The 26,637-nt window shown below is 46.2% G+C and carries 23 protein-coding genes; 5 read left to right on the forward strand and 18 right to left on the reverse strand.

Annotation, left to right across the window (positions count from 1 at the left end; translation table 11 throughout):
- Positions 1-17 precede the first annotated feature (17 nt).
- From ACLWBB_RS14870 to ACLWBB_RS14915, 10 genes are all read right to left on the reverse strand, one after another.
- On the reverse strand, positions 18-548 hold the full coding sequence (locus tag ACLWBB_RS14870) for a hypothetical protein (RefSeq protein ID WP_413288332.1): 531 nt from the start codon (positions 546-548) through the stop codon (positions 18-20).
- An 8-nt stretch (positions 549-556) separates the two neighbouring features.
- Positions 557-1,237, reverse strand: a complete 681-nt coding sequence (locus tag ACLWBB_RS14875) for a 2Fe-2S iron-sulfur cluster-binding protein (RefSeq protein WP_413288333.1) — start codon at positions 1,235-1,237, stop codon at positions 557-559.
- A gap of 11 nt (positions 1,238-1,248) precedes the next feature.
- On the reverse strand, positions 1,249-2,463 hold the full coding sequence (tyrS, locus tag ACLWBB_RS14880) for a tyrosine--tRNA ligase (protein ID WP_413291613.1): 1,215 nt from the start codon (positions 2,461-2,463) through the stop codon (positions 1,249-1,251).
- A gap of 14 nt (positions 2,464-2,477) precedes the next feature.
- Positions 2,478-4,043, reverse strand: coding sequence for a ribonuclease Y (gene rny, locus ACLWBB_RS14885; RefSeq protein WP_413288334.1), 1,566 nt, complete (start codon positions 4,041-4,043; stop codon positions 2,478-2,480).
- Between the two features lie 14 nt (positions 4,044-4,057).
- The gene (locus ACLWBB_RS14890; protein ID WP_413288335.1) at positions 4,058-4,663 is read right to left on the reverse strand and encodes a 5-formyltetrahydrofolate cyclo-ligase; all 606 of its coding nucleotides are present in this window, start codon (positions 4,661-4,663) and stop codon (positions 4,058-4,060) included.
- 27 nt (positions 4,664-4,690) lie between these two features.
- Positions 4,691-4,993, reverse strand: a complete 303-nt coding sequence (locus ACLWBB_RS14895; protein WP_413288336.1) for a cell division protein ZapA — start codon at positions 4,991-4,993, stop codon at positions 4,691-4,693.
- Between the two features lie 150 nt (positions 4,994-5,143).
- Entirely contained in the window at positions 5,144-5,749 is a 606-nt protein-coding gene (locus tag ACLWBB_RS14900) for a hypothetical protein (RefSeq protein WP_413288337.1), read from the reverse strand.
- Positions 5,750-5,792: 43 nt separating this feature from the next.
- A complete protein-coding gene (locus ACLWBB_RS14905; protein WP_413288338.1) occupies positions 5,793-7,517 on the reverse strand; it encodes a hypothetical protein in 1,725 nt (574 codons plus the stop codon).
- Between the two features lie 289 nt (positions 7,518-7,806).
- Complete coding sequence (locus ACLWBB_RS14910) at positions 7,807-8,115, reverse strand: hypothetical protein (RefSeq protein ID WP_413288339.1); 309 nt, start codon at positions 8,113-8,115, stop codon at positions 7,807-7,809.
- 144 nt (positions 8,116-8,259) lie between these two features.
- Positions 8,260-9,381 (reverse strand): SDR family NAD(P)-dependent oxidoreductase, encoded by a 1,122-nt coding sequence (locus ACLWBB_RS14915; protein ID WP_413288340.1) that lies wholly within the window; start codon positions 9,379-9,381, stop codon positions 8,260-8,262.
- Positions 9,382-9,604: 223 nt separating this feature from the next.
- Between ACLWBB_RS14915 and ACLWBB_RS14920 the strand changes: the two genes are divergently transcribed.
- The gene (locus ACLWBB_RS14920) at positions 9,605-9,871 is read left to right on the forward strand and encodes a hypothetical protein (protein WP_413288341.1); all 267 of its coding nucleotides are present in this window, start codon (positions 9,605-9,607) and stop codon (positions 9,869-9,871) included.
- Between the two features lie 43 nt (positions 9,872-9,914).
- Here the strand turns inward: ACLWBB_RS14920 and ftsY are convergent, their stop codons facing one another.
- The 3 genes from ftsY to smc all read right to left on the reverse strand — a co-directional run bounded on the left by ftsY (position 9,915) and on the right by smc (position 14,919).
- Complete coding sequence (gene ftsY, locus ACLWBB_RS14925) at positions 9,915-11,078, reverse strand: signal recognition particle-docking protein FtsY (RefSeq protein ID WP_413288342.1); 1,164 nt, start codon at positions 11,076-11,078, stop codon at positions 9,915-9,917.
- A gap of 6 nt (positions 11,079-11,084) precedes the next feature.
- Complete coding sequence (locus tag ACLWBB_RS14930) at positions 11,085-11,276, reverse strand: DUF5522 domain-containing protein (RefSeq protein ID WP_413288343.1); 192 nt, start codon at positions 11,274-11,276, stop codon at positions 11,085-11,087.
- A 64-nt stretch (positions 11,277-11,340) separates the two neighbouring features.
- Entirely contained in the window at positions 11,341-14,919 is a 3,579-nt protein-coding gene (gene smc, locus ACLWBB_RS14935) for a chromosome segregation protein SMC (RefSeq protein ID WP_413288344.1), read from the reverse strand.
- Positions 14,920-15,198: 279 nt separating this feature from the next.
- On the opposite strand from smc, the gene ACLWBB_RS14940 reads away from it, so the two are divergent.
- Positions 15,199-15,792 (forward strand): hypothetical protein, encoded by a 594-nt coding sequence (locus ACLWBB_RS14940; protein WP_413288345.1) that lies wholly within the window; start codon positions 15,199-15,201, stop codon positions 15,790-15,792.
- 29 nt (positions 15,793-15,821) lie between these two features.
- Complete coding sequence (locus ACLWBB_RS14945; RefSeq protein ID WP_413288346.1) at positions 15,822-16,250, forward strand: GFA family protein; 429 nt, start codon at positions 15,822-15,824, stop codon at positions 16,248-16,250.
- Positions 16,251-16,264: 14 nt separating this feature from the next.
- On the opposite strand, the gene ACLWBB_RS14950 is transcribed toward ACLWBB_RS14945, so the two are convergent.
- Complete coding sequence (locus tag ACLWBB_RS14950; protein WP_413288347.1) at positions 16,265-18,976, reverse strand: RCC1 domain-containing protein; 2,712 nt, start codon at positions 18,974-18,976, stop codon at positions 16,265-16,267.
- A 273-nt stretch (positions 18,977-19,249) separates the two neighbouring features.
- On the opposite strand from ACLWBB_RS14950, the gene ACLWBB_RS14955 reads away from it, so the two are divergent.
- Positions 19,250-19,837 (forward strand): TetR/AcrR family transcriptional regulator, encoded by a 588-nt coding sequence (locus ACLWBB_RS14955; RefSeq protein WP_413288348.1) that lies wholly within the window; start codon positions 19,250-19,252, stop codon positions 19,835-19,837.
- 15 nt (positions 19,838-19,852) lie between these two features.
- On the opposite strand, the gene ACLWBB_RS14960 is transcribed toward ACLWBB_RS14955, so the two are convergent.
- From ACLWBB_RS14960 to ACLWBB_RS14970, 3 genes are all read right to left on the reverse strand, one after another.
- Positions 19,853-20,491, reverse strand: coding sequence for a hypothetical protein (locus ACLWBB_RS14960; protein WP_413288349.1), 639 nt, complete (start codon positions 20,489-20,491; stop codon positions 19,853-19,855).
- A 121-nt stretch (positions 20,492-20,612) separates the two neighbouring features.
- Positions 20,613-23,585, reverse strand: a complete 2,973-nt coding sequence (locus tag ACLWBB_RS14965) for a tail fiber domain-containing protein (protein ID WP_413288350.1) — start codon at positions 23,583-23,585, stop codon at positions 20,613-20,615.
- 157 nt (positions 23,586-23,742) lie between these two features.
- Positions 23,743-24,606 (reverse strand): TIGR02147 family protein, encoded by an 864-nt coding sequence (locus tag ACLWBB_RS14970; protein ID WP_413288351.1) that lies wholly within the window; start codon positions 24,604-24,606, stop codon positions 23,743-23,745.
- 267 nt (positions 24,607-24,873) lie between these two features.
- Here ACLWBB_RS14970 and ACLWBB_RS14975 point away from each other — a divergent pair, with 267 nt between their 5' ends.
- Positions 24,874-25,368 (forward strand): hypothetical protein, encoded by a 495-nt coding sequence (locus ACLWBB_RS14975; RefSeq protein ID WP_413288352.1) that lies wholly within the window; start codon positions 24,874-24,876, stop codon positions 25,366-25,368.
- 76 nt (positions 25,369-25,444) lie between these two features.
- Here ACLWBB_RS14975 and ACLWBB_RS14980 read toward each other — a convergent pair whose 3' ends face one another.
- A complete protein-coding gene (locus ACLWBB_RS14980) occupies positions 25,445-26,635 on the reverse strand; it encodes an SAM-dependent methyltransferase (RefSeq protein WP_413288353.1) in 1,191 nt (396 codons plus the stop codon).
- Positions 26,636-26,637 lie beyond the last annotated feature (2 nt).

A 26,637-nucleotide genomic window follows, 5' to 3' on the forward strand; every position in this document is an offset into this window, starting at 1 on the left:
GAACAATCAAATCGAATTTAGAAGCTCCCGCCGCCAGATAGAACAACAAAATATTGAGTCTCTGCTTTTGGCAGGTCCTCACCAACGGTGTCTTTACGGGTTTTAAAGTATGAAAGGTACTGAGCACCACCACCCAGTTTGATTCCACCCAGAGTGAAAATCACACCTGCGGTTGCAGTCGCTGCATTATTATCTTCGGAAGCAATACGCACACCAGGCCCCACGAAAGCTTGAAACCCCAAAGTTCTTTCTTCATTAATTACTTCGTAAGAAGCAAGAAGACTTGAATCCAAACCATTCGCAGATTTCACATTCGAACCAAAACGCGTGAACACAGCATTGCGCCAGTTCAACCAATCGGTCAGATACCAGTTTAAGCCAAGCTTCACTTCAGAATAGGTATTGTTGTTCTCGGTCCCGGAAGAGGCACTGACATCATAAGTGAAAGTCGGATGAGTCGACGGCAAAGTACGCATGCTCGGCATTGAGCGCGCCATCGCTGTGCTTGCAAAAAGAATAAGACTAGAGGCTAAAAGAATCCTTCTCATAGAGTCCCCTATTTTGGTTTTTGTTGCTGCTGTTGTTTCTGTTGATTTTGTTTTTGTTGGTTCTGTTGGTTTTTATTCTGATTTTGGTTCTGATGCTTTTGATCAGGCTTACGACCTTGTTGCTGCTGTTGCCCTTGCTTCTGGTCTCTGCGTTGATCATTGCGTTGGTCACGGCGCTGCTGCCCCTGCTGCTGATTGCGCGGTTGTTGCTGCTGACGTTGACCTTGTTGTTGCTGTTTTTGCTCAGAACGTTCTTGTTGCTGGCCCTCGGCTCTTTGCTGAGGCTGCTCCGGTCTGTCATCAGGTTTCTCTGACAACAACATCGTGTCTTGAACGGCATGGGACTCCACTTGTTTTTGACTGCGGAATCCACGAACTTTCTTAGTTTGATTTTCCTGTTTTTCAATTTGCTCTGTCATGTCGATGGTAACATCGCCATAACAACGCATCTGACAGGACAAACGGCGACCATCAATGCGCCAGTTAGTTCCGATCAGATTTAATTCCGCTTTCGCCGGAGGAAGGACGTTGTTTTCGCCTTCCACCACACGAACACGGCATTCCGCACAACTGGGAACTCCCTTACAAATGGATCTGATCTCGATCTGATTTTCCGTCGCGATCTGCAACAGACTCTTGTTCGGATTCACTTCCAATTCAATATTTTGCGGAACAAACTTAGCTTTCATAACTTCTCTATCTATTTAACGACGATCTTAACAAACTTTTTCTTACCAGCTTTCAAGACAAAGCTTTCACCCGTCTTCAAATCCCAGCGAGCTTTCGCATCAGACAGTTTTTGTCCGTCACGTTGCACGCCACCACCGGTAATCAAACGTCCAGCTTCGCCGTTGCTAGTCGCTAGACCCGCTTTTACCATTAGAGCACATACGCCCAGCTGGTTCTCAGCGAAAACTTCAAAGACTGGCACTTCGTCAGGCAAGCCCTTATCAACAAAAATACGATTGAATTCATCTTCAGCCTGCTGGGCTGCTGACTCTGAGTGAAAACGCTTAATGAGGAACTTAGCCAAGTTCACTTTCACATCACGAGGATGTTTGCGCTTCTCTGCCACGTCGGTTCTTAGCTGAACCAAAGCCGTCGCCGTGATGTCCGTCAGAAGTTCGTACCAACGGTACATCAAATCATCAGACACACGCATAGTTTTACCGAACATTTCTTTCGGCGTATCCACAACAGAAATATAATTATCCAAGCTCTTAGACATTTTGTTCACGCCATCAATCCCTTCCAGGATCGGCATAGTCAAAACACACTGAGCTTCTTGGCCATAGGCACCTTGCAAATCACGTCCTACCAAAAGGTTGAACTTCTGATCAGTACCACCAAGCTCTACGTCAGACTTCAAATGAACAGAGTCATAACCTTGAGTTAACGGGTACAAGAACTCATGCAAAGCAATCGGAGTTCCAGACTTATAACGTTTCGTGAAGTCATCACGCTCGATCATACGAGCTACGGTGTAACGAGACGCCAGACGAATAACGTCGGCAAAACTCATTTTCTCACACCAGTGAGAGTTGAAAACGATCTCCGTTTTCTCTTCATCCAAAATTTTAAAGATTTGTTTTTTGTAAGAACGCGCGTTCTCTTCGATCTCTTCACGAGTCAGCATCGGACGAGTTGTATTTTTACCCGTAGGATCCCCGATCAACGCTGTGAAATCCCCAATCAGGAATTGCACGTGATGCCCAAGATCTTGGAAGAGCTTCAGCTTATTCAATACAACCGTGTGGCCCAAATGAATATCTGGACGTGTAGGATCCGCCCCCAACTTAATTCGTAGGGGCTGATTCTTTTCGCGACTGCGTTTTAATTTCTTAAGCATGTCCTCGTCACTGATAAACTCAGCGACGCCGAATTTGATTCTCTCAAGCTGCTCGTGCGGATCCATGAAAGCCATTAAAACTACCTCGCGTGCTCAACAGAACGGCTCTCGCGAACCACAGTCACTTTTACTTGACCAGCGTTTGGCATTTCACGCTCGATCTTACGAGCGATATCACGAGCCAGCATCGTCGACTGATCATCAGTCACTTTACCGCTCTCAACCATTACGCGAACTTCTTTACCCGCTTGCATAGCAAACGTCTTAAGAACGCCATCAAAGCTGTTGCCGATACTTTCAAGATCTTCCAAACGATGAATGTAAGAATCCATGTGCGGACGACGTGCGCCCGGACGAGATGCCGACAAAATATTGGCAGCATGAACAATCCACGCCAAAGCAGTGGTTGGTTTTTCGTCATCTTGGTGAGCACGAATTGCATGGCAGATCTCTTCAGACTCACCGTACTTCTTCGCCCACTCAGCACCCACGATAGCGTAGCTGCCTTCAGCCGTGTGCTCGATCGCGCGACCGATTTCATGAAGGATACCAGCGCGACGTGCTTGTTTTACGTTCATGCCCATCTCGCCAGCTAGCAAGCCAGAGATATATGCCACTTCCAAAGAGTGATTCAAAACGTTTTGAGCATGAGTAGAACGGTACTTCAAACTTCCGATCAATTTCACAAGCTCTGGATGGATGTTAGGAATTCCCAACTCTACAACCACGCGCTCGCCTTCTTCTTTGATCGACTTAGTGATTTCGCCTTTTTGTTTTTCAACGACTTCTTCGATACGTGCTGGATGCACACGACCGTCTTCCATCAATTTCTCGATGGTGCGTTTTGCAAGCTCACGACGAACAGGATCAAAGCCAGAGATAACGACTGCTTCTGGAGTATCGTCGACGATCAAATCCACACCGCACATTGCTTCCAAAGTACGGATGTTACGACCTTCACGACCGATGATTTTACCCTTCATCTCGTCACTAGGAAGTGCCAAAACACTGACAGTTCTTTCAGACGTGTATTCAGAAGCAAAACGAGAAAGAGCCGTACTAATCACGCGACGCGCTTTACGGTCAGCTTCTTTTTGCGCTTCTTCTTCGATGTGAGCGATTTTCTTCGCTGCTTCGATCTTAGCTTCGTCTTCCAAAGCCGTGATCAATTGTCTGCGAGCATCTTCTGCAGTCATCGCAGCCACAGACTCTAATTTTTGTTTCAATTCAAAAATGTGAGTCTCCGTTTTCTTTTCCAAATCTTTGATACGATTTTCCGAGATCGCGACTTTTTCCTCGCGGTCTTTCAACTGACCTACAAAACGATCGTTTTCGTCCATCTTTTGCTTGAACTGATCGTCGATCTCTTTCAAACGACGGTCTAACTGAGCCTCTTTGTTCTTCGCCTGAGACTTTTGCTTATGAATATCGGTTTCGACATTCTTACGCGCACGCACTTCAAAATCTTTAGCTTTTGTTTCTGAATCTTTTTTAACTTTTGCAGCTTCAGACTTAGCTCTGTTGATGATCTTGTCGGCTTCTACTTGAGCAGACTTTTTCTTCGCGTCATCTTGGATCTTTTTGATAACGAAGACGATCACGCCCCCGAAAACCAATCCAAGAATCGATGCAATAACAACTTCCATATTTGGACTCCTACCTACTTACACTGAATAATTGCTTCTTCCGTCACTAGAGCATCGACACGAATGTCATGCTCCTCTTCCGGCAAATCTTCTTCGACCACTTGGCAGTCAAAGCAGACTCCGATTTTGGGACCTTTGTAATCCGCCAAAGCTCTGTCATAAAAGCCACGGCCTTTTCCCAAACGACGGCCCTTTTTATTAAAACCTAAACCAGGAACCAAAATTCCATCAAGCTCATCCAAAGACAGCTTTTGCGAATCTTCGGAAGGCTCCATCACCCCAAACGGGCCTTTGATGAAATTTTGGGAAATATAAAAAACCAGATGATCGGCTTCCATACGCGGGTAAGCCCACTCGATATTTAGCGAGTGTCTGAAAACAGGATTCAAATCTGGTTCTTGAGGCAAGGCCAGGTAACCGGCCCAAACGCCCTTTTTATCTGCGAGGAATTCTGTGAGGTTCTCACAGATCTGATGCGAAATTTGAACGGACGAGTGCGGAGACTCTTTTTGTAAAAGAGCCTTCAAGTGATCACGCCATTGACGTTTTGTCAGACGCTTTGTCGGCTGCGAAGACATATTACCGTCCGCAGCCTGCACATTGTTTTTACGCAAACTCATTCCAGCCTCAAAAATTCAAAACAGGGATTAAACTGTTCTGTTGTGCTTGGAATTTTCTAGATCGATTGAGAGTTTAAGAGCCTTCTCTTCTATTTTCTCAAGCTCGCGATGAGCTTTTCTTTTTAGAAGAATCAGTTCCTCAGCCACATTAAGAGCGGTGAGAACTGCTGCATTTTGAAAAGAACCATACTTGGTTACGCCCATAGCTTGGTTCATTTTATTATTCACAAATTCGACGAGTTCCTGAACAGTCGCATCATCATGGGAGGTCTTTAACTTGTAGGGTACTCCCGCAATTAGAAAGTCATAGGTTTTTTTCTCAGATGCCACTCAAACCTCGTGGGCCATCAATAGCCCGTCTTTTGAAATGCCTTAAATCATCACAAATTTCTAAAGAATCTAGAAAATCCTTTATCAACGTTATCTAAAATTATAACTGAGTTCAGAGACTTAGCAACTTTTGTTTGTAATCTTGATGCGTTATTTGCGAAAACAAGTGCAGACGATGCCGGTTTCTTTTTGGTCTTCGCAGAAAAGACGTTTCTTCGCTTTAGAGTCATTCAGCTCGAGCTCAAAAACATTTTGGAAATTGCGCTTAAAGCTAAGCTCCATTCCGTTGAGCTTGGTGTCAAAGTAAGAGCGCTCATCCTCCATAATTTCGTGATTAAGGAAGTACGGATCGAGGTCCTTCTGCTTAGGATTAGTACGTTGGGACTGAGGAATCTCGATCGCTGTTCCCGTCTTCTTGTCGTCCAATTTATCAACGCTCAATAAATAATTATACTGTCCCTTTTTGCGGGCAGGCTTCGCCGACAACTTCAGGCGTTTTTGTTGACCCGCTCCGTCTTTCAAGAGCACTTGGCGGTATCGCAAAAGCGACTGCGACGTGACAAATTTACGGTCAATCTCGTCTTTCAGAAGATTTAAATCCACTTTGTGCGAGAGTGCCTCATTTTTAAGCTCGGGGTAACATGTGGTCAGATTAATGTAAGAGACCGAAACGGGCTTGTCTTTCAAGTCCGCAAAGCTCGGTAGCGCCAATAAAAGTCCTATGCTCCAAAAGCCGATCGCCAAACTTCGCAACAAAGATCCCCCAAAAGGGCTCTCGCAGGAAAGCCCTTTAAGGATGCTATTTATTTTTGGTTAGAAAAGCAACGATGTCTAAATCCTGACCTGCAGGAACACCGGCTCCCGGTCTTGGCCCCGTTAGCTCATCCAAAGTGTACCCGTGATAGGCGTTAGTATCGCGCTCATGCTGAAAGCGCAGCCACTTTTCACGATCGTACCAAGCTCGTTTGGTCGCATCGTCAGCGCACGTATTCAGTTCATTACCTTTTGCGCCCCAACGAAGTTCCGGACAGTGATACGGATCGAAACTGACATCATAAATGCGCGCACGCGCTTGCTCTAAGTTCATACTCACGGACTGCCCGCCACTATTTTTATAAGAGATTCGGCAAGAGCTGGAAGTCTGCTGATAAGCTGCAAGCATATCGGCGGCTAAGTTGGCTCCGCGATAATCAACTTTGCCATCATGGGCACGATGATGTTGAAGAGCTTCTTCGACATAATCGCGCAATTCTTTAAACGCCATCTTCAAGCGTGCATCCCGCGCCGGAGTTGCATACGTTTCCCAGTCGCCAGAGGCACCATAAATATTATTCGGCAAACGGAAGGGATGTTCTTGCAAGTGAATGCCGGCATCCACCGCCACTTGGACCGCAACCGAACGCTCTTGCACACTCTTACAAATTTCCATCGCCATAATTTTGACGTCATCAATGGGATTTTCTACAAGGGGTCCATCTGCTAAACGATTACGAACCCACACATAATAATCCAAGGTCTGACCTTGAAACTGAAACTGCGCTTGCCTCCAATCAGGATTTGCAGAGGTGCCATAGTATTGTTCAGTGCTGTACATAGGAAGTTGCGCATCTTTAGCGCCGATCAAGCGACCACCGTAATATCCAGAGTCATCGCCACCCCATGTAGCATCCACCAAACGCAGCGGGCGCCAGTTTTTAAATCCAGCTCCATGCCCCGGATACGAACGCATGAAGCGCGAGTTATAAAGACCCGTCGTCAAACTATTATCGGGATGAGCATCGATGTAATACACGCGCCCATCTTTGGTGATTTTGTAAATGATAGCGATATGCCCGTTTGGATCATACAAAACCGTACCAGGACGAATAGCATCACGAGTGACTCTTACCGGATAAAAATCAGAGTATAGTCCATCGGCATCCATTCCTGAATAGCTCACACGGAAAGTACCTGATGAAATTCTTCCTGGAAGAGAATCGTTAAAAATCTCGATCGCATTTGGATAACGAGGACGACCCAGGCGCGGCTTTTTTGGAACCACTGAGTGACGGCCTTTGACGACGTTGCCAAACTGAGAGTAACGAATGTCTTTCGTGGGCTCGCCCGTCGGATTTTGAATGGGCTCAAGCGAAGAAACATAGCCAAACGGCAATTGATTTCTCCAGGCAAAATAGCCGCGAACAAAATAAGGGAAATCCGCGCAGTCCGCAAAAAGCCTGAGCCCCTGAGGGTCCGTCGAAGCATAAGGGTTGACCTGAGGATTTTTAAAACAATCCGAGACCGTTGCACAAAGCCCCTTTGAAATACTGTCCCCGATATGGGTTACAAAGCGGCTAAAATTCTCTTCGTCCTGCCCGGTCCACTCTGGGCGCATGATCTTCCAAGGAGATGAAGCCCCAAACAGATCAAGGGCATTGTCCTCGATAAAGGACTCCTCCGCCAATTCCTCGAGTTGTGCTTGAGCAGAAACCACCAAGAATATGTTTAATATCAGGGGAACAACCAAGAAGCTTAATTTTGTCACGTGAGTCCTCCAGCTATCTAGTCATTTGACAGTAATGAAATCCTTACCGGAGCATCTTTACGGAGGTTCGATATAACGCAGAAGAACCTGTCACACTTCTTGCTTTAGTAGGGAACAGTTGAGTTTTCAAAGTGATCTAATTTGCCCTAGAGAGTCCTCCCCCCCTTTGGACCTTTGGGGCAGCAAAACGGAGCGCAAAACGCTCCGTTTTCTTTTTGTCCCGAGGGCAAATAAAAAAACCCACGATCCATACGGAACGCGGGTTTAGGAATTTCGCAATATCAGCGTCTTAGTTCAAAATATAAAGATCGCCGTGTTTCTCGATAACGCCAGAAATCTCATCCCCAGGCGAAGCCGCACACTCGTGACCATTCACGACGCCAATTGAAAGACCTGCGGTATTAACTTCGCTAAGGCTTAGTGGGCAAAGTTGGTTCTCTGAAAAATGGCGAACCTCAGTGAGGGTTACTTTGCAACCTGAAGAAAGATGGAATTTTGTATTTTCAATTTTTGCAATTACCTGAGCTTCACCTTCGCAGGCCAAAGCCGCTGAAGCAGACAAGAACATCAAGCTAGAAACCAAGATATGTTTCAACATAAAAGCTCCTCGAGGGATTTAAAGGTTTCGCGCAATCTACCAGATTTATATAATCGCGCAATGTCAGGATTCTGACAGAAAAACCCCTTCCCGCCTTTAATTCACCTCGAGGAAGTTCACGGAAACAAGTGGAACACAATCCTGTTAGTGCAGAAGCCCCATATTGAATTTTGCATCTGACTTCGGAACCTGATTCAGGCTCTGCTCCGCTCTGTGAGCCCGTTTCCGCAGGAAGTAACTCCACGTTTTATGATCAAAGTACGAACTGCTTTCAGCGCCGGTTTTGTAAGTCATGTTTCGCCCGCTTGGCAAACGGCGATTCATAAAGGCCATGGACCAAGCCATAACCTCTGGGAACATCGTCGCAAGCCCCACACGCATATGGCTTGCCGGAGTCAGTAGGTATTCTTTTTTGCCATCACGGACAGCTTGCAAAATCTTACGTGCCGCCACGTCCGCTGAAAGCGAAAGCCCCGGAAGATTATCCCCGGCCGCGAACCACGCATACTCTTTTTCATGATCGCCTTTAAAGACTGCCTGAATCGGCGACCCCGTATTCATCAACGTCGGATAGATCGTCGTCACAGGGATGCCGTCTTTTTCAAGCTCTGCTGCAAGTCCTTGTGAAAATCCCGCTAACGCAAATTTCGAAGTGTCGTACGGAAGCATGTGAGGCACCGCGACCTTTCCGCCCAGCGAGCAGATATTCACGATGCGCCCCTTACGGCGACGGCGGAAGTGCGGAAGCATCCACTGCACGGCTTTTAGAACCGCATAGAAGTGCAGTTCTAATTGCGCCTCGAAGTCTTCTCTTTTCAGAGTATCAAATGGTGCGACGACAATCGCCCCCGCATTGTTGATTAGCATATCGACGGATCCCCACAACGCCAAAGCCTCGTCTAAGGCTTGAGTCAGCTCGTGTTCTTGGGTCACATCACACGGCAGAATCTGTACGCGGGCCCCCGGAGTGTCTGCCAAAAGAATCTCGCGAGCTCTTTCAAGCTCTGGAAAATCCCGAGCAAGCAAAGTCACCGAAGCGTCCTGACGAACCAATTCTTTCGCTAAGGCCAGGCCCAATCCGCGCGAGCCTCCGGTGATCACAACACTTTCATGGCGAAAGCTGATGCGTTCTCGTTGAGCTAAAAGCGCAACACTTGCCGCCGTCAAACCAAACCCCGCAGCCGCGCGAGGACGCCCTAATAGCAAGGCCCCGACAGCGCCGATCCCACACAAAGTAAATAGTTCGTTTCTAAGTCCCTTATTCATGAGTGACTCCTTTTGCAGATGCTTAAGTTTTGCAAAAGGATGCCCCGATGATTGGTGATTCTTGTGAAGGCTCACTCCAAAATGCCAAGTCACAATAGGGGTTTAGGGGGCTTTTTTATATATTCTATAAAGGCATAATAACATATTTGTTATATATTTAATTTATAGACTCTAGAGGCGTATAAAGGGTGCATACGCAGAACCTATCCTCAAGGAGGACACTATGAAAACCAAAATGATTATGACAGCTTTAATGCTTGTTACTTCGGTGAATGCTTTCGCCAGACAATCTACGAAAGTCACCGACACTGATCCTCAGTTTTGCCAAGAAGTTCGCGCTGAAGCGCTTGTTGATTGCCAAGATATCTATCGTGCTCGCGGACACATCAAAGCTTGTGTTTTTGATACAGTTTCTGAGCGTGTTGCTACCTTCAACGCGGAAACAGCCGACCTTTCAGGTGGCGGCCAAGTACAATGTTCTGCTGAGTAATCAGAAATAAAAAAGCCCCGGTTAAAACGGGGCTTTTGTTTTTTTAGCTAAAGATACTTTCGACAAATTCATGCGGAGAGAAGCTTCTTAAATCTTGAATGCGCTCGCCGACGCCGATGAACTTAATGGGGATCTGCAATTCGTTCGCAAGTCCCACAGCCACCCCACCCTTTGCTGTGCCATCCATTTTTGTAAGGATCGCGCCCGTCAAAGTCAGAGCTTTGTTGTATTCCTTCGCCTGAATCAAAGCATTTTGCCCAGAGTTCGCATCAAGAACGATAATCACTTCATGAGGAGACTCCGGAATGACTTTCGTCATCACGCGCTTCATTTTCTTAAGCTCTTCCATCAAGTTTTCCTGAGTATGCAAACGTCCCGCTGTATCGATAATTACAATGTCATAGCCTTGCGCTTTTGCTTTTGAAACCGCATCAAAGGCCACCGCACTTGGATCTGAAACCCCTTCCGGAGAGAAGATCTCAACCTGCGCGCGCTCGGTCCACACTTTCAACTGCCCACCGGCTGCTGCACGGAACGTATCCCCTGCTGCCACGAGAACTTTTTTACCTTGGCTTGCAAACTGCGCTGACAATTTTCCGATGCTTGTGGTTTTACCCGCACCGTTGACTCCGACGATCATCAAAACCGTAGGGCCTTCTTTCGCAAATTGCAAAGTGCTTGCTGGAAGGTTCGAGAAAACACCTTCCATTTCAACCTTCAGAGTGTCACGAACCTTATTGAAATCCGCTTTCTCTTTTTTGTTCATGTCCTCGAGAGCTTCCATCAAACGTTGAACAGTCTGTGGACCCAAGTCGCTGGTATAAAGAACTTCTTCGATTTCTTCGAGATGAGCCAGAGGCTCGTTCGCTTTGAACAGGGATTTAATACGGCCAAAGATATTTTCTTCGGTCGCACGAAGAGCTTTTTTAAGATCGACTTCTTTTTCTTCAACGGGCGCTGGAGCTGGGGCCGGTGTTGGCACTTCAACTTTAGCAGCAACAGGTTCTGGCTTACGAGCTTCTTCGAGCTTTTCTTTGAGAGGTTTTTCTTCGGTTTTTGGAATCGCTTTTACTTCGTGATCGCGAGGTCCCGCGCCCTTGTTGCGAAGAAGCGTGTACCAAAGAACCGTAAAAATAATTAAGCACAAAACACCAAAAGCCGCGAAGCCGAGAATCATTTGATCTTGTGTTAATCCTTGAGTCATCATTCCACCTTAATCTTGTTTCTTAAAACCATACGGGCAATGACGACACGCGGACTCACAACAATGTCCACGTTTACGATGATATAAAGCCGTCATCACCTGATAGCCGGTCTCGGGATCTATATAGAAATCCCGGCCTTCCTCACAAGCCTTCTTGTGCAGCTCTTCTATCTTAGTTTTGGTGGTTTTTGCATCATTCATTTAATAGAAAAGGGGCCTTTTAAGCCCCTTTTTCCGTAATTTCTTATATTTAGGCGTCCGCGAATTACTGAATGTCCTGCAAAGACACAGATACCATTGTTGATACCCCGCGCTCTTGCATGGTCACGCCGTACAACTTACCCGCCACTTCCATGGTGTGTTTGTTATGCGTAACAACGATGATTTGTGAACGTTTTGCCATCTCACGAACAAGGTCGTTGAAACGGAATACGTTGGCGTCATCAAGTGGAGCATCAACCTCATCCAGCAAGCAATACGGAGATGGTTTCACCAAGAAGATCGAGAAGACTAGCGCAACCGCTGTTAACGCTTTCTCACCACCCGACATCAAAGTTACGTTCTGCATCTTCTTGCCTGGAGGTTTCGCGATGATCTCGATACCCATTTCGCCTTTTTCAACGTCTTCGTGAAGTTCCAATTTCGCCTCACCACCACCGAATAGAACCGGGAATACGCGAGTGAAACGGTCGTTCACCAAATCAAAGGTCTCTTTGAAACGTTTAGAGCAAATTCTGTTAATACGGTCGATCACTTTACGAAGTTGTTCCTTCGCCTCTGTCAAATCCGCATGTTGTTTCGTCAAGAACTCGTAACGTTGAGCTGTCTCTTCGTACTCTTCGATCGCTGATAAGTTTACTTCACCGATTTTAGAGATCTTCTCGCGAAGATCTTTCAATTGGCCTTCAGCTTCTGCTGGGTCACCTTCGCGACCGATGTACTTCTCTGCCACGTCTGAAAGAATCAACATGTAACGCTCGCGGATTTGATCCACAAGGTACTGTTCTTTCATACGAGCTTGTTCCAATTTCAATTGAGCATCATTCATACGAGATTGACGTTCGTTGCGGGCACGTTGAGAGTTTGCAAGCTCTTCACCGATATCCTGCACCTGAGTAGCCATTTGTTCGTAGATGTCTTTTTCAATAGACAACTGCGCTTTCAAATCTTCCACTTCACGGATGCTGCGTTCGAAGTCGATCTTCTTTTCTTCAAGGCTCATTTGGCTCTCGGTCATCTGAGAAGAGTACATTTGCGACTCTTCGCTCATACGTGACAACTGAGCATCCAATTCACCCAAAGATTTATTAACCATTTCCAACTGGCGAACAACGCCGTTGTACTCTTGAGTCTTAGACACAGACTTCACTTGAAGTTCACGAACTTCACTTTGAAGACCGTCAAAGCCCAAGCGAGTGTTCGTCAATTCAGAGTTCAAAGCTTCAGTCACTTCGACCAAAGCTTGTTTCTTTTGACGAGCTTCTTCAAGGTTCATCATCAAATCTTGCAAACGAGTTTCTTGTTGCTCGACTTGCTCAGTGATTTTACGAAGCTCGCGCTCTTGGCGCTCTACTGCGTACTGAGCATTTTGAAGTTCGTTCTCTGAACGCTCCAAATCTTTACGAAGCTCAGTCACTTTAATTTCTTGTTCAATTTTACGTTTCTGCGCGCCTTCAAAGTCATTAACGACATTTGCCAACTGCTCTTCTACTTTTTTCAAAGATTGTTGAGCCAAAGCAAGCTTTCCAGCCCACTCGTTCTTTTTGTCAGTCAATTCTTTGATTTCACGACGACGTTTCAAAACACCTGAATCCGCAGACTCAGAAGATCCACCCGTCAAAACTCCGTCAGCAGACAAAGTGTCTCCGTCTTGAGTAACGAATGTCCAACCTTCATACTTCGGACGAAGTGCCAAAGCTGTGCGGATAGAATCAACGATCGCAACACCGTCTAATAGATAACTAACGCTGTTTTGATATCTTTCATTCGAGCGAACAACATCTTTCAAGATTGCTTGTACGCCAGACTCCGTACCAGGAGCGTTTGCCAAAGCTTTATGGCCAGATTCGCTCGCAGACATGAAGCTTGAACGACCTGATTTTGCTTCTTTCAAGTGATCAACGGCTTCAACCGCTTTGCCGCTATCCGCAGACAAAAGCATTTGTAGACGAGAACCCAAAGCTGCTTCCATCGCAACTTCGTACTCACTTGGTACTTCAACAACTTCAGAAACCGGTTGGAAAACGACTGAGCCATCCGCCGTGATTTCTTGGTACTTCGTTTTTTGCCAAAGCATGACGTTTTTCACGCCCTCTTGGAAACCTTCGAAGTTAGAGTGCAAGTTTTCCAAACCATAAAGACGTGAAGTCACTTGGTTCAATTGATCTTTGAACTCTTCTACTTCAGATTTCTTAATAGCCGCTTGTTCTGTCAAAATCTTCTTATTGGCTTCGAAAGACTCATAGTCATTCGCCAAGTCCAATTGCATTTGACGTTCTTTTTCAAGTTCATTGAATACTTTGCGACGACGGCCTTCGAACTCGACGTGTTTTTCACGAAGTTCGTTCACAACCAACTGTTCGTTGCTTTCGCGGTCTTTCAAGTCAGTAATCTGAGCTTGAAGAGAGTTCACGCGAGCATCCAAAGAAGACTCAGTTTGACCGACAGCGAACAGTTCACGACGCTTTTCAGTCAACTCGTCATCAACGACAGAAATACGAGACTGAGAGTTTTCAAAGATCTCGTTTTTCTCGTTATATTGAGCAGTCAAAGTTTCAGACTCTTCTTTCAAAGACTCTACTTGAGTGTTCAATTGAGTGTGGTCACGTTTCAAAAGCTCATGACGGGCTTGTTGTTCCTGAAGGATCGTGCCAGTCATTTGCTCGTTACGGCGAGCTTGCTCGATCTCGAAGCGAAGTTCTTGGATTTCCATTTCCTTCTTCTGAGTAGAGCTTTGCTTGTCGTAGTACTGAGTTTGAACGGTCTCAACAGACTTTTCTTTTTCAAGAATTTGCAATTTCAGAGTTTCAAACTGAGCTTGAAGTGAAGACACATTTGTTTCGCCTTCAACTTCCATGCTTTGAGCTTCATCAAAGATGCGCTGAGCTTCGTCAGCCACTTTACGAAGATCCGCATATTGCAAAGAGCTCACCCAAAGGTCTAACTCTTCGATTTGATTTTTAAGATTACGATAGCGCTCAGCACGCTGAGCTTGTCTTTGCAATGAATCGATTTGGCGCTTCAACTCGCCGATGATGTCTTGCAAACGTACCAAGTTTTGGTCTGTTGCTTGCAATTTTCTTTGGGATTCACGCTTACGAACTTTAAATTTAGTGATACCTGCTGCTTCTTCGATCAAGGTTCTGCGCTCTTCTGGTTTCGCAGTGATGATCTTACCGATCATACCTTGGGCGATGATCGAGAAACCTTTGGAACCTGCACCGGTATCCATGAAGATCTCTTGCACGTCTTTCAAACGAGAAGGTTCTTTATTTACGAAGTACTCACCCTCGCCGTTTCTGTGCAGGCGACGAGTGACCATAACTTCAGAGTGCTTGATATATTTTACTGGGAAAGGACCGCCGTCATTTTCGAGAGTCAAAGACACTTCACACATACCAAGTGGTGCGTAACCATCAGCACCGGCGAAGATTACGTCTGTCATCTGAGACGCACGAAGATCTTTCGCAGACTGGTCACCCATAACCCACATGAGGGCATCAACGATGTTTGATTTTCCGCAACCGTTAGGTCCTACGATACCCGTAATACCCGCATCAAAATGAATAACTGTACGGTCTTTGAAAGACTTAAAACCTACGAGTTCGATCTTCTTGATTCTCAATGTAGTGTCCCCTCAATATAAAGCACGCCCTTGGTCCAGAAATGCCAAAGGCCATTTAACTGTCGCTAGGGACAGGGTCCGTGTCAATCAAAGCTTACTAAACAGGGGCCCCCCGCTGAAAACTTAAGCAGCCTTTTCCTGTTTACTATTGCAGCGCGTTCTCAGCGGCGGTTCCGCATTGCAACAAAACAAGGGGCTTCCGCCTCTAGATTTGACTCTACCCGATTCCGCTTCCTAGGCTTTCCCAAAGGGATTTTAAGTACACAGGAGATCACCAAAATGAAAAGCATCCTTACGGCTTTCACAATCTGTCTTCTTTCTGTCAGCGCTTTTGCAAGCGAGGAATACACATCGGCTGGAGCAATTGAATTTTCGAAATATAAAATTGATGGATTAAGACTTACAAAAAAAATTCGAGACACTGAAGGTTACGCTCGCTACTTTACCTCAAAAGAAGCTCTACAATACTGTAAGGACATAGGTGGAGAACTCCCAACGGCCAGACAGTATGCGACGCTTGGAATACAACTGGGCGCAAAAGGTATTCGGGAAACATCATTTCCGAATCTTCCAGACGAAATAGAGGAAGTTGAAAAAGAAATAAGAAAGATGCGCGCCGATGGGTATGAACCAGTTCGCAAATTTTGGATACGGGAAAATGGTGAAATTTGGTGGTGGATTACAGTCGTAGATTTTTATTACAATTATGCTGGCTTTCCTGAATACTCAGGTGACTTCGGTGCTGATAGCTTGTGGACATACTCTGGTTCGATTGAAATCAGGCAGCAACAATATATATTCAATGGCCCTGATGGCTCATTTGGACCCCAGTTCGCAGCGGGGCAAAATTCGATCCGTTGTCTGCTTCAATAGTACTAGGATCTAAAGAACGGAGCTCAACAGTGACTACACCAATTGTAAAACAGGGCACATGCCTGTGCAAAAAAGTACGAATCTCTATTTCTCCTGAAAAAAATATTTTCGATGCTTGCCACTGTAGCATGTGTCGTCGTTGGGGCGGTGGCCCTGCCCTTACCGTTGAAGGCGGCAAAAGCTTTCACATTCAAGGTGAAGAATTTGTTTCTATCTACGACTCCAGCGAATGGGCACAACGAGCTTTCTGTAAAAACTGCGGCTCACATTTGTTTTATCATTTAAAAAACACTCAGCATTATAACTTTTCTTTGGGATTGTTCGAGGGAGTCGAAAACTTTAAATTCCATGTCCAAATTTTTGTGGATTCAAAGCCTGCGTTTTATGATTTTGCCAACAAAACAGAAATGATGACAGAGGCCGAAGTCCTCGCCAAATTTGGAGCAACTTCAACCTAGTGAACTAAGAACGTCTATTGTCCAAGATCAATCGCAGTGAGGGTATCACCCATTTCACCAGCACCATCGCCAAGAACTGTTGTGCTCCCTTGACCAAGTTGACCGTAATCATTCTGCCCCCAGCATTTGACTGTAGAGTTTTCTAAGAGCGCGCACGTGTGATCTCTGCCCGCCCCAATTTGTACAGCCGTGCGACCCGTACCAAGGTTGATGGCAGCAAGACTGTCACCCATTTCACTACCACCATCTCCAAGATTTGCGGTGCTGCCCTGACCGAGTTGACCGTAAAAATTCCGTCCCCAGCATTTCACACTGGAATTGTCTAAGAGCGCGCAGGCATGGGTTGAGCCCGCTGAAATTTGTACGGCCTTGCGGCCAGTGCCTAAATTGATGGCCGGAAGACTGTCACCCATTTCACCACCGGCATCTCCAAGATGTGCCGTGCTACCCTGGCCAAGTTGACCGTTTCCGTTATTCCCCCAACACTTCACACTGGAATTATCTAAAAGTGCGCAAGCGTAGGAGTCGCTCGCAACGATTTGCACAGCCGTGCGACCCGTCCCAAGATTGATGGCGGGCAAACTATCACCCATTTCACCACCGGCATCTCCCAGACTTACGATGCTCCCCTGACCAAGTTGACCGTTAGTATTCTGTCCCCAGCACTTCACCGTGCCATTGTCTAAAAGTGCACAAGAGAATTCTCCGCCGGCAGCAACTTGTAAAGCCGTGCGACCAGTACCTAAATTTATAGCAGCAAGACTGGCCATTTCACCGCCAGAATCCCCGAGGTTTGTAGCGCTGCCTTGACCAAGTTGGCCATTGCCATTCAGCCCCCAACATTTCACGCTGAAATTATCTAGCAAGGCACAAGAGTGATACATTCCCACCGTGACTTGTAAAGCAGTCCTACCAGTACCAAGATTGATTGCCGGAAGACTATCCCCCATTTCTCCAGCGCCATCTCCGAGATTGGCGGTGCTTCCCTGACCAAGTTGTCCAGAAGTATTTCGACCCCAACATTTCGCACTGGAGTTATCTAAGAGCGCGCACGTGTGATACGGCCCTGCAGCCACTTGTACAGCTGTGCGCCCTGTACCCAAGTTAACGATTGAAAGACTTTCGCCCATCTCACCTGCGCCATCTCCCAGATCTGCGGCATCCCCCAGTCCGAGCTGACCGTAGGTACCCCGCCCCCAACATTTCATACTAGAGTTATCTAAAATTGCGCACGAATGTGCATAGCCTGCACTAATATATTTATATCTATCCGACCGTTTCGCTAAAACTTTTTTTGTAGGCAAACTTGAATTACCAAGATTTATAGCGAGAAGACTATCACCCAATTCACCGCCAGCATCGCCGAGGTTCGCGGTAGCTCCCTGACCGAGTTGACCAAAATCGCCCCGCCCCCAACATTTCACAGCGGAGTTATCTAAGAGTGCACAATTGTGATAATATCCCGAAGCGATTTGCAAAGCCGTGCGACCCGTACCAAGACTGACTGTCGCAAGGCTATCGCCCATTTCCCCAGCATCGTCTCCACGAGTGGACGTAGTCCCTTGACCGAGTTGGCCTTGGGTATTCTGCCCCCAACACTTGACGGTAGCGTTATCTAACAGAGCACAGGTATTATATATGCCCGCCGAAATTTGCAAAGCCGTACGACCCGTCCCAAGATTGATGGCAGGAAGGCTGTCTCCCATTTCACCAGCGCCATCTCCAAGATCTGCTGAACTGCCCTGACCAAGATGACCATATACATTCCGTCCCCAACACTTAACGGTGGAGTTATCTAACAGAGCACACGTATGAATGCCTCCGCCCAGGATTTGCACAGCCGTACGACCGGTCCCAAGATTGATGGCAGGAAGACTATCCCCCATTTCACTAGCGCCATCGCCAAGGTTCGCGGTACTGCCCTGACCGAGTTGACCATAAATATTGTAGCCCCAACATTTCACCGTGGAGTTATCTAAGAGTGCACAAGTGTGATTGCCCCCTGTTGCGATTTGCACGACTGTCCGACCTGTCCCGAGATTGATGGCAGCAAGGCTATCGCCCATTTCACCCGCACCGTCGCCCATATGAGCGACATCTCCTCTACCTAGTTGACCTTCACTATTGCGCCCCCAACATTTCACAGTGGAATTATCTAAGAGCGCACAATTGTGAGTTTCCCCTGCAGCGATTTGCACGGCGGTCCGACCCGTCCCCAGATTGATCGCAGGAAGACTATCCCCCATTTCGCCAGCCCCATCACCAAGATCTACCGTGCCGTTCCCCTGCCCAAGTAGACCGTAACCACCATCCCCCCAACACTTGACAGTCGAGTTATCTAACAAAGCACAAGTGTGAAGTGCGCCCGCCGCGATTTGCACTGCGGTTCGGCCGGTCCCAAGATTAACCGCCGGCAGGCTATCACTCATTTCACCAGCGCCATCACCGATATGCGCGTTATTCCCCTGACCAAGTTGACCATTCGTATTATAGCCCCAGCATTTCACACTGGAATTATCTAACAAAGCACAGGTGTGATATTGCCCAGACGCAATTTGAATCACTTTATTCGAAACGGTGACCCCACCTGGTTTCCAAAATGCAAAAGGCATCATCGCCGAAACCGGCTGAGGTTGAAATTGAGATAGAACTAAAACCAGAATCAGAAAGGCGGAAATATCTTTCTGAGACTTTTTTTGAAGTCGATTCAAGTTGTGAAATGTCATACCAAATTATTCGGTACCGCCTAGCGAAGGCTCAATCGTAAAGCGCTAAGAACCGCACATACCGTGGCTTCTAGACGAGCCACGCAGAAATCCGATACATCAATTGTTCAGAATTATTTTCTCTGATTTTGCAAGCAGTCGCGTAGGTAATGATTGCTATTGATGATCTAAATCCACAACCGCCCTTCTAAAGTTACCTAAAAAAGGACTGGTCACAAATTTAGCAAATAATTGGTCTCGAGTTTTGGGGAAATTAGTGTAACATTTTTAAATATGAAAAAAGCCGATAAAAAATCAGAAAAATACTTCGCTGCTTCTCGAGCGATTCTAGAAATCATCGAGAAAGACGGCCCCCATAAGCTGTCTCACGCGCAAATTTCTCGTCTTTCGAAGGTTTCAAGAGCGTGGATTTATGAGTACATGGGGAAAAATAAGGAAGAATTAATAGATATCGCCTCGGAAGTATTTGCTAGCTACTTTACCTTGAACAATAAGTCCGTCGAGCCCAATACTCCTGAAGAGTTCATGGGTCTTTTGAAGCAAGGTCAAGACATCGCTTTTCAAAAAGCGCAAACCGAACCTCTTCTTTTGAAACTCTACTTTCGCTTCCGTGGGACAACCACACCCATCGGAAGCGCCATTAAAAAGTATGAAAAACACTGGACTGAATATATCGCGAAATGCCTAGTGCAAGCTAAAGTTCTTGATCCACAATCAGCTCTGGCAACTACTCGCGCGATCTTGGTTCTACGTCTCGGATTTCTTCATCGCATCGCTACTTCTTCCACACCTGCAAAAGAAGCTTTAGATGCCAATGAGTCCATGGATTTGGTTCACAAGCAGTTGTTAAAATTCAACTGACCACTGAAGCGAACATCACGGTTTTTGAAACACGGGCGGCGTGCCAGAAGAGATCAATTCTACCTTGATACCTTGTGGTGCAACGATCGGAGCAAGATGGAGGAATTTGCTGCATAGGTTTGGATTCTTATGTGAACACTGCATTCCATCGTTGTATCTTTCCCAAGCGTAGTAATAATTAAGGGACAGATTGTTCAGACGCTGGATATCTTTAAAGTCGTTCAAAGTGAACTGAGCCCAGCCCTTGATGAATCCATCTGGCTTATACGGTTGTTCATAACTAGGATCTGCAGCTTGGAAGGTGATATTTGCATGGCAGCCCGAATCGTCTGGAAAAAACGCTGCTGGGATTTTTAATTTTTCTTTGCTAGCGTAGCTCACAACGTAGTTAATGAAATTTTCATCTTCCGAAACGGCCTTCACTGTAATACCGGTCAAGTCTTTATCTACTACGTCAGAGTCACAAAATCCTAGAGTGCATTTTTCAATCCAGCAGGTTAGTTTCCCCGTAACATTTACTTGAACGGGAAATTCGCTTTTTTTCACTGAAAAATTCAACTTAAAAGGAGTCGCCTTAATTGAATCCTTCGCGAACGAAGTTGCTGATGTAAAAAGAGTTGCTGTTGTTATTAAGAGTACAAATATTTTATTCATAGAGCCTCCTTGGCTTGATTCAATTTCTAATCAGCAAGGAGCAAAAAGAATAGTTTTATCCCCGACACATCAGCACGGTTTGTGTCAGTTTCAGAGAATCTAGACTAAGTAATTTAGCATACTAGCGTTTGCAGATCTTATTTTGTGAATTTACCTCACAAATAGCTGCAGTAAGTTCTTGGTTGCGCTTTTCAAGCTCGGCAATGCGTTCGTGATCTGAGAGCCATTTGTTATAAAGCTCTTTGATCGCTTCAACAAAGTAAGCTTCGATCCCTGTTTTTTCGATGCGCTTATAGCCGTCACTACCTTCATGCACCCATTCAGGAACAACTTTTTCTACTTCTTGAGCGATGAACCCTCGTTGAAGACCAAACTTTTGATCTTTCTCAGCATCCTTCCAACGGAAGGAAACTCCATGTAGGTTTAAAATCGTATCCAGCGGATTTTCGAGGGTCGCAATGTCTCGCTTCAAGCGCGCATCGGAACGCACAACCCACGCCCCGCTCACGTTGGCAGTCAAACCATTAACATCAAACATATGACCTGGAGTTGTCGTACCAATCCCAACATTACCTTGGGCGCCATTTGAGTTCATACCTAATATCAAATTTCTGGCACCAGTAAAATCACCGACGCCGATGCCCGCATATCGATCTGTAGCCGTCGCCGAAGGACTTACCCAAAACGAAATACCGAGAGCTTTCAAAGTTGCATCAGATCCCCCGTGAAAGCGTGCGAGGTTTGTATTCGTACCGTTTGGAGCTGCTGCATCTTCAACAACAAGGGGGTATCCAGGCACCGTCGTTCCAATACCGACATGACCATTAGAGCTAATTCTCATTCTTTCAACCACATCCGCATCGCCTGAATTTGTAGTAAGAAATATCAAGCTGCTAGGAACACTTCCCGCTGTCGGAGCAATGTCAGCACTTGCAAGGATCTGAGCCCCCCGACGTGTCGTCGTCCCGTCGTGACCATAGAACGACAACGAACCAAATTGGTCATTGATCTGAGTCGCGGCATAATTACGATTCTTCCAGAACGAAATCGTCGAGCCATTCATGTTATTGCTGTTTTCTTCAAGCGCGATTGAGCTATTCACTTGAAGTTTGGCACCAGGATTTGTCGTGCCAATTCCTACGTTGCCAGTTTCAGAGATTCTTAGAGCTTCTGAATCTTTTGGTTTGAAGATGATATGAGCACCATCGCCATCGGCATCATTCACTGTTCTGATTTTCAAACCCTCGTAGTCGTACATCATCTGAAAGTAATCCGTCGTCGAGTCCCAAGAACGATCCATTCTGAAGGAGCTGGTCCAAGAATCATCAGCTTCTCTAAGATGAAGTAATGCAAGCGGAGCACCGGTCATAATACCCACTTTTCCTGAAGATTCTCCTCTAAGCACTTCGACCGCACCGGCAGCAAGCCCAATACTATTTGCCGTCGGAGAAAAAAGTCCGCTATCGTTATCACCGCTAAAAGAATATGTCGGGGTGTTTGGCGTATTGCTAGCTCCCGTGCCCAGACGGATCCAAGGACCATAGCTGCCATTTAAGGCGATAGAAGTCGCCGAGATCGTCCCCACAAGATTGCCATTGGCTGACAACCCGATCATACCGCCTGCATTATAAAATCCCGTACTTGCTGAACTCGCAAATCGAATGGATGGCGCATTCCAAGCACCATCTGCAGCGCGGATCGCCGCTGTCATTTGCACAGTCCCGTCTGATTTAAAATCTCCAGAGCCACCACTGCTTGCCCAACTTAAAACTCCAGAACCATTTGTTGAAAGCACTTGCCCATTGGTTCCATCAGCTGTTGGCAATATCCAAACTGTCGAGCCCGCCGCCGCCGCAGGTTTAAAACCTGCATAACCAGAGGTCGCTCCTGAAAGACGAAGTTCTCCTTTAATATCGACGTTACCCACGTAGCTGCTTAACGAAATGCTTTGGCACTTAAAACTGTCCGAGGCCGCTTCATAATAAAGACTTTGCGCCGCCGTACAGTTGGCGTTTGCAAAAGCTCCACCGAAAGGTGTGATGGTCGAGCGAATATCTGCAAGGCTCAAAAACGCTGGAGCCCACTCAGAACTTCCGTCGTAACGAAGAGTTTGGCCAGCAGCACTCGGTGCCGCGACATTAACCCCCACGCCACGGATTTTTGTGACGCTCACAGCACCGGTGTTTGCTAAAGAGATGTCACCACTAATAGCAGTCTCTGCTGCGACTCCAGAGGCATTGCCGATCCAGATCTTGCCGTTTGCAAGAGTGTCGGTCAGATTGCCTGCACTCATACTGGTCCAAGCAAGATTACCGGCACCATCGGTTTTTAGAACTTGGTTGTTCGTACCATCAGCTGCCGGCAATTTAAAAAGAACATTCGAAGACAAAGTCGGCGCAGACAGTTGAACATAATTAGCACCGTTATAGACTTTTAGATTGGTAGCCTGAATATCTGCACCAGAAACAGTTCCCGTCGTAGTAACATTTCCAGTGGTGTTCATTGCTAGAGTACCGCCAAAAAGTTGACTCAACATTGTAAGGTTCGCCGGTGTTAAAACCGGAGCTGTCCCACTATCGACACGAACAAGCTGACTGGCACTATAGCCATTCACTTGCATGGATTCGATCGCGTAAGGAACATAAGTGATCTTTTGTGCACTGAGGGTTTGCGCACCACTTCCGTCGTTAAAGCTAATATAAAGAAGACGGCCATCCGCCGAGTTCGGAGTATAAGTCGAGCCAAACGCACAGGTTGGCAACGTTAGTGTCCCTTGGTTAGCAAAAACTTTTGAAATGGTGTTACCACCATCCACACTCGCGGCGACTCGATAGCCAGGATTCGCACCAAGCTCTAAAGAGAACACCCCAGCACTGCCACTCATGTCGATATTTTGACTTTCCTGATATAACAAACAGGATTCATTTCCGGGGCTACGAATTTGCACTGTGAACTGTACAGACGCAGATTCTAAAGCACTGCCATCGGGCTTCATAATACGCCCATGATAAGTAAGCCCTATGCCGGCTGATGCCGTCGAGGCACTTATTAGAAGGCTTAAAAATACTCCGCTTACGTACTGCTGTGTTTTCATACCAAGCAGATCGGGAGTCTTTTTGGTGTTCTAAAGGGGCGATTTCACAGTGAGATGCAAATGCGAGAACTTTTAACAACTGCGCTACTAACTCGTATTTACTTTGTGTTCGATGATAAGAAAAATTGTTTTCTCAGAGGTGTTTCAGCAAAGAAATTTACTTTTCTGAATGACTGCCCGACGATGATTTCTTCAATCCCAGAGCTGGAATCAAATTCATATTTAGCTGCATGAGCTTTCGGTCCTCAAGAATATTTTTTTCGTACTTGGCATTCATTTGCTCTACGAACTGACTCAAGTCTTGCAAGAAAGATTGATATTCTTCCGCATTCAAAGCCCACGTCAGACTCCGAAAATACCGAGTGTCCACAGGAAACTCTATCGAGCGCTTTGCAGCTTCAAGACTGGCGGCGTGATAGGCACGAATCCCGCTATTATCCGCTTGGTCAATAAATTGAATCCATTTCGAAGTAGCCCGCCACTGACCAAGGCTTTCTTCTTGAACTAAGCCATGAGACCTCAGAACCTTTAACTTGTCCTGAATTTCTTCAAGCGGGGCTCCCACCTGGTGACTCAGTTCTTCTTCCGAGCCACTAACATCTTCGAAAGTTAAAAGAAGTCTTAAGGCAATCACCGTGGGGTCTTTTAAAAGCACCAATGTCGGTGCAACGGATTTTTTCTCGATCTTTACAGAGATAAGATCCGCCATTTTCTTTGCATAGTGGGTCTTTTGTGAAGAATTGGAACTTTGCGAATACAATACTAACAGCAAAAAATAGTCTTTGTCGGTATTAACCAGCTTCAAGTTACTGACAAAAAGCTGCACTAAAGCATCTGATATATTTCTTCGACCAATGATAGATAATCGCAAATGGGAACGACTAGAAACACCGAGTTCCGCGGCCCACGATTCGTAAGAAAATCCCGATTCCTTCGCCTTACGAAATGCATAGACGTCTTGCAAATACTGATGCACTTGTAGGTAGTTTTTAACCTCTGGCCAACGGGGTTTTTGTTCCATAACTCATTGTTGGATTCTTTCACAATACGAACAAGGCCAGGTTTGTGTCGGATCTCGACACAAAAACAAGTTCAAAACCAAAAAAAGTCTCTGCTGTGTTGTGGCTTTTCATACTAGCCTCACTAACTCTTTTATACTGTCCCGTTTGGGACGCTTTCTGTGGCATACCAATTGAAGAGCTGCTGACAAACAGGACCATCTACCGGTAAACGTGCGGATAAGTCCCCAACTAACACTGCTCTTAGCAGTACAGAAAAAGGAAAGCTTATGAAAAACGCGTTTGTTAGAAACACGCTTGTCGCTTCTTTGTTATTTGCGTCTTTATCTGCAGCAGCCGGTGGCAATGACGTCGGAAACGCTGCCAACAATCTTGAGAGCAGACTTAAATCGCTCAACGGTCGTACCGGTAAAATTGTAGATACTTATGACCAAGACAACACCGGCAAGTGCAGCCTTGAAGTTGAAGACTATGATTATGGTGATGGCAGCCAAGGTATCAATGTCTACCTAAGAGATACCGGCATGTATTTCGAACCAAGCGCAGGCATTACTGATGATGCTGACTATCAAGATGCAAATACAGTTATCGTCAGCAAAAGCTCTGATCGCCCAGGTGGTGATGCTTGTGGAGACTTCGGCGGTGCCATGGGTTACAAAAAGATTCTGAGCCTCAAAGGAAAAAAGCTTACAATTCGTGAAACTTTCAGATGTGTTCTTGATGGTTTCGAGAAATACGACATCTTCACTACTTGTGAATTCTAATTAGGATCAATACGAGAACTATTTTGAACCCCACATCATCATCGGTGTGGGGTTTTGTTTTTTCTGAGGGTAAGACCTATTTACGCTTTAAAAGAGCCGCATAGAATCCGTCATAGCCTTCTTTGTCCGGGCGTACGTGAATCTCTTTTACCAAAGTCCACTTATCGCCTTGTTCTTTTAAAAAGCGTTCAACTTGTTGCTCGTTCTCAGAAGGGAAAACGCTGCACGTGGCATAAACCATCTGCCCGCCTTTTTTCGTCATCTGAGAATAGGTCGAGAGGATTTCGTATTGAAGTGCGCGCAGACGCTCGATTTCATCAATTGTGAGCTTCCACTTCGTGTCTGGATTTCTACGCAAAACGCCTGAACCCGAGCACGGAACGTCCAAAAGCAGACGATCTGCTTGCTCTGCCATACGCTTTACAACTTTATTAGAATCAATCAAACGCGTTTCGATGATATCAACGCCATTACGGCGCGCACGCAGTTTCAGCTCATGCAACTTCCACTCGTGAATGTCCATCGCAATGATGCGCCCTTTGTTCTTCATCAAAGAAGACATATGCAAGGTTTTTCCGCCAGAGCCCGCACAGGCATCGACCACGCGATGGCCAGGCTCAATACCAAGAAGAGGCACAATCATTTGCGAGCCCGCATCCTGCATCTCAAACAGACCTTTACGGAAAGCCTCGGTCACAAAAACGTTTTTACGTTCTTTCAAGCGAAGAGCATGTGGCAATTCCGGTGATACTTTCTCGGCCTCGATTTCATTTGGCTTCAATGCAAGGAGCACTTCTTCTGGGGTTGCCTTTAGTGCATTTACGCGAAGAAAAGCTTCTGACGGCTTATTCAAAGCCTTTATGATTGGCTCCCAGTCAGCACCCAATTGCTCGCGACCGTACTTATCAAGCCAATCTGGCAAAGATTGAATCACCAAGAAATTCTCGGCTGCTTGTTTTCCTTTGCGCTTCACATAGTCGTGGGTCAATCCTTCGAACTCTTCCCAGTTTGGTAAATCAAAACCTTGGCGTAACCAACAGCAACCCAAGACTCTCCACAGATCATCACTGTTTGCCATAAAGTCCAACAGGCGATACCAACGGACGGTTTCATAGATGGTCTCAGCAAAAAACTTACGCTGCGGATTTCCCCACTGTCTCTGAGACTTCATGCATTTTTCAATCACTTTGTCGGCGAACTTATCTTGGAAAAAGATTTCTTCCAAAGCTTGGATCGCGAGTTCAGCAAGGGGTCTATTGATTTTCATTT

The sequence above is a fragment of the Bdellovibrio sp. HCB337 genome (genome assembly GCF_047302465.1).
In the GTDB taxonomy this organism is placed as follows: domain Bacteria; phylum Bdellovibrionota; class Bdellovibrionia; order Bdellovibrionales; family Bdellovibrionaceae; genus JACMRP01.

Bases quoted from the DNA above. Each gene is read 5' to 3' on its own strand.
- ACLWBB_RS14950 (WP_413288347.1), bottom strand. From the start codon at position 18,976: ATGACATTTCACAACTTGAATCGACTTCAAAAAAAGTCTCAGAAAGAT.
- ACLWBB_RS14960 (WP_413288349.1), bottom strand. From the start codon at position 20,491: ATGAATAAAATATTTGTACTCTTAATAACAACAGCAACTCTTTTTACA.
- ACLWBB_RS14870 (WP_413288332.1), bottom strand. From the start codon at position 548: ATGAGAAGGATTCTTTTAGCCTCTAGTCTTATTCTTTTTGCAAGCACA.
- ACLWBB_RS14890 (WP_413288335.1), bottom strand. From the start codon at position 4,663: ATGAGTTTGCGTAAAAACAATGTGCAGGCTGCGGACGGTAATATGTCT.
- ACLWBB_RS14980 (WP_413288353.1), bottom strand. From the start codon at position 26,635: ATGAAAATCAATAGACCCCTTGCTGAACTCGCGATCCAAGCTTTGGAA.
- ACLWBB_RS14940 (WP_413288345.1), top strand. From the start codon at position 15,199: ATGAAAAGCATCCTTACGGCTTTCACAATCTGTCTTCTTTCTGTCAGC.
- rny (WP_413288334.1), bottom strand. From the start codon at position 4,043: ATGGAAGTTGTTATTGCATCGATTCTTGGATTGGTTTTCGGGGGCGTG.
- ACLWBB_RS14970 (WP_413288351.1), bottom strand. From the start codon at position 24,606: ATGGAACAAAAACCCCGTTGGCCAGAGGTTAAAAACTACCTACAAGTG.
- ACLWBB_RS14965 (WP_413288350.1), bottom strand. From the start codon at position 23,585: ATGAAAACACAGCAGTACGTAAGCGGAGTATTTTTAAGCCTTCTAATA.
- ACLWBB_RS14875 (WP_413288333.1), bottom strand. From the start codon at position 1,237: ATGAAAGCTAAGTTTGTTCCGCAAAATATTGAATTGGAAGTGAATCCG.
- ftsY (WP_413288342.1), bottom strand. From the start codon at position 11,078: ATGATGACTCAAGGATTAACACAAGATCAAATGATTCTCGGCTTCGCG.
- ACLWBB_RS14915 (WP_413288340.1), bottom strand. From the start codon at position 9,381: ATGAATAAGGGACTTAGAAACGAACTATTTACTTTGTGTGGGATCGGC.
- ACLWBB_RS14930 (WP_413288343.1), bottom strand. From the start codon at position 11,276: ATGAATGATGCAAAAACCACCAAAACTAAGATAGAAGAGCTGCACAAG.
- ACLWBB_RS14910 (WP_413288339.1), bottom strand. From the start codon at position 8,115: ATGTTGAAACATATCTTGGTTTCTAGCTTGATGTTCTTGTCTGCTTCA.
- ACLWBB_RS14955 (WP_413288348.1), top strand. From the start codon at position 19,250: ATGAAAAAAGCCGATAAAAAATCAGAAAAATACTTCGCTGCTTCTCGA.
- tyrS (WP_413291613.1), bottom strand. From the start codon at position 2,463: ATGGATCCGCACGAGCAGCTTGAGAGAATCAAATTCGGCGTCGCTGAG.
- ACLWBB_RS14920 (WP_413288341.1), top strand. From the start codon at position 9,605: ATGAAAACCAAAATGATTATGACAGCTTTAATGCTTGTTACTTCGGTG.
- ACLWBB_RS14975 (WP_413288352.1), top strand. From the start codon at position 24,874: ATGAAAAACGCGTTTGTTAGAAACACGCTTGTCGCTTCTTTGTTATTT.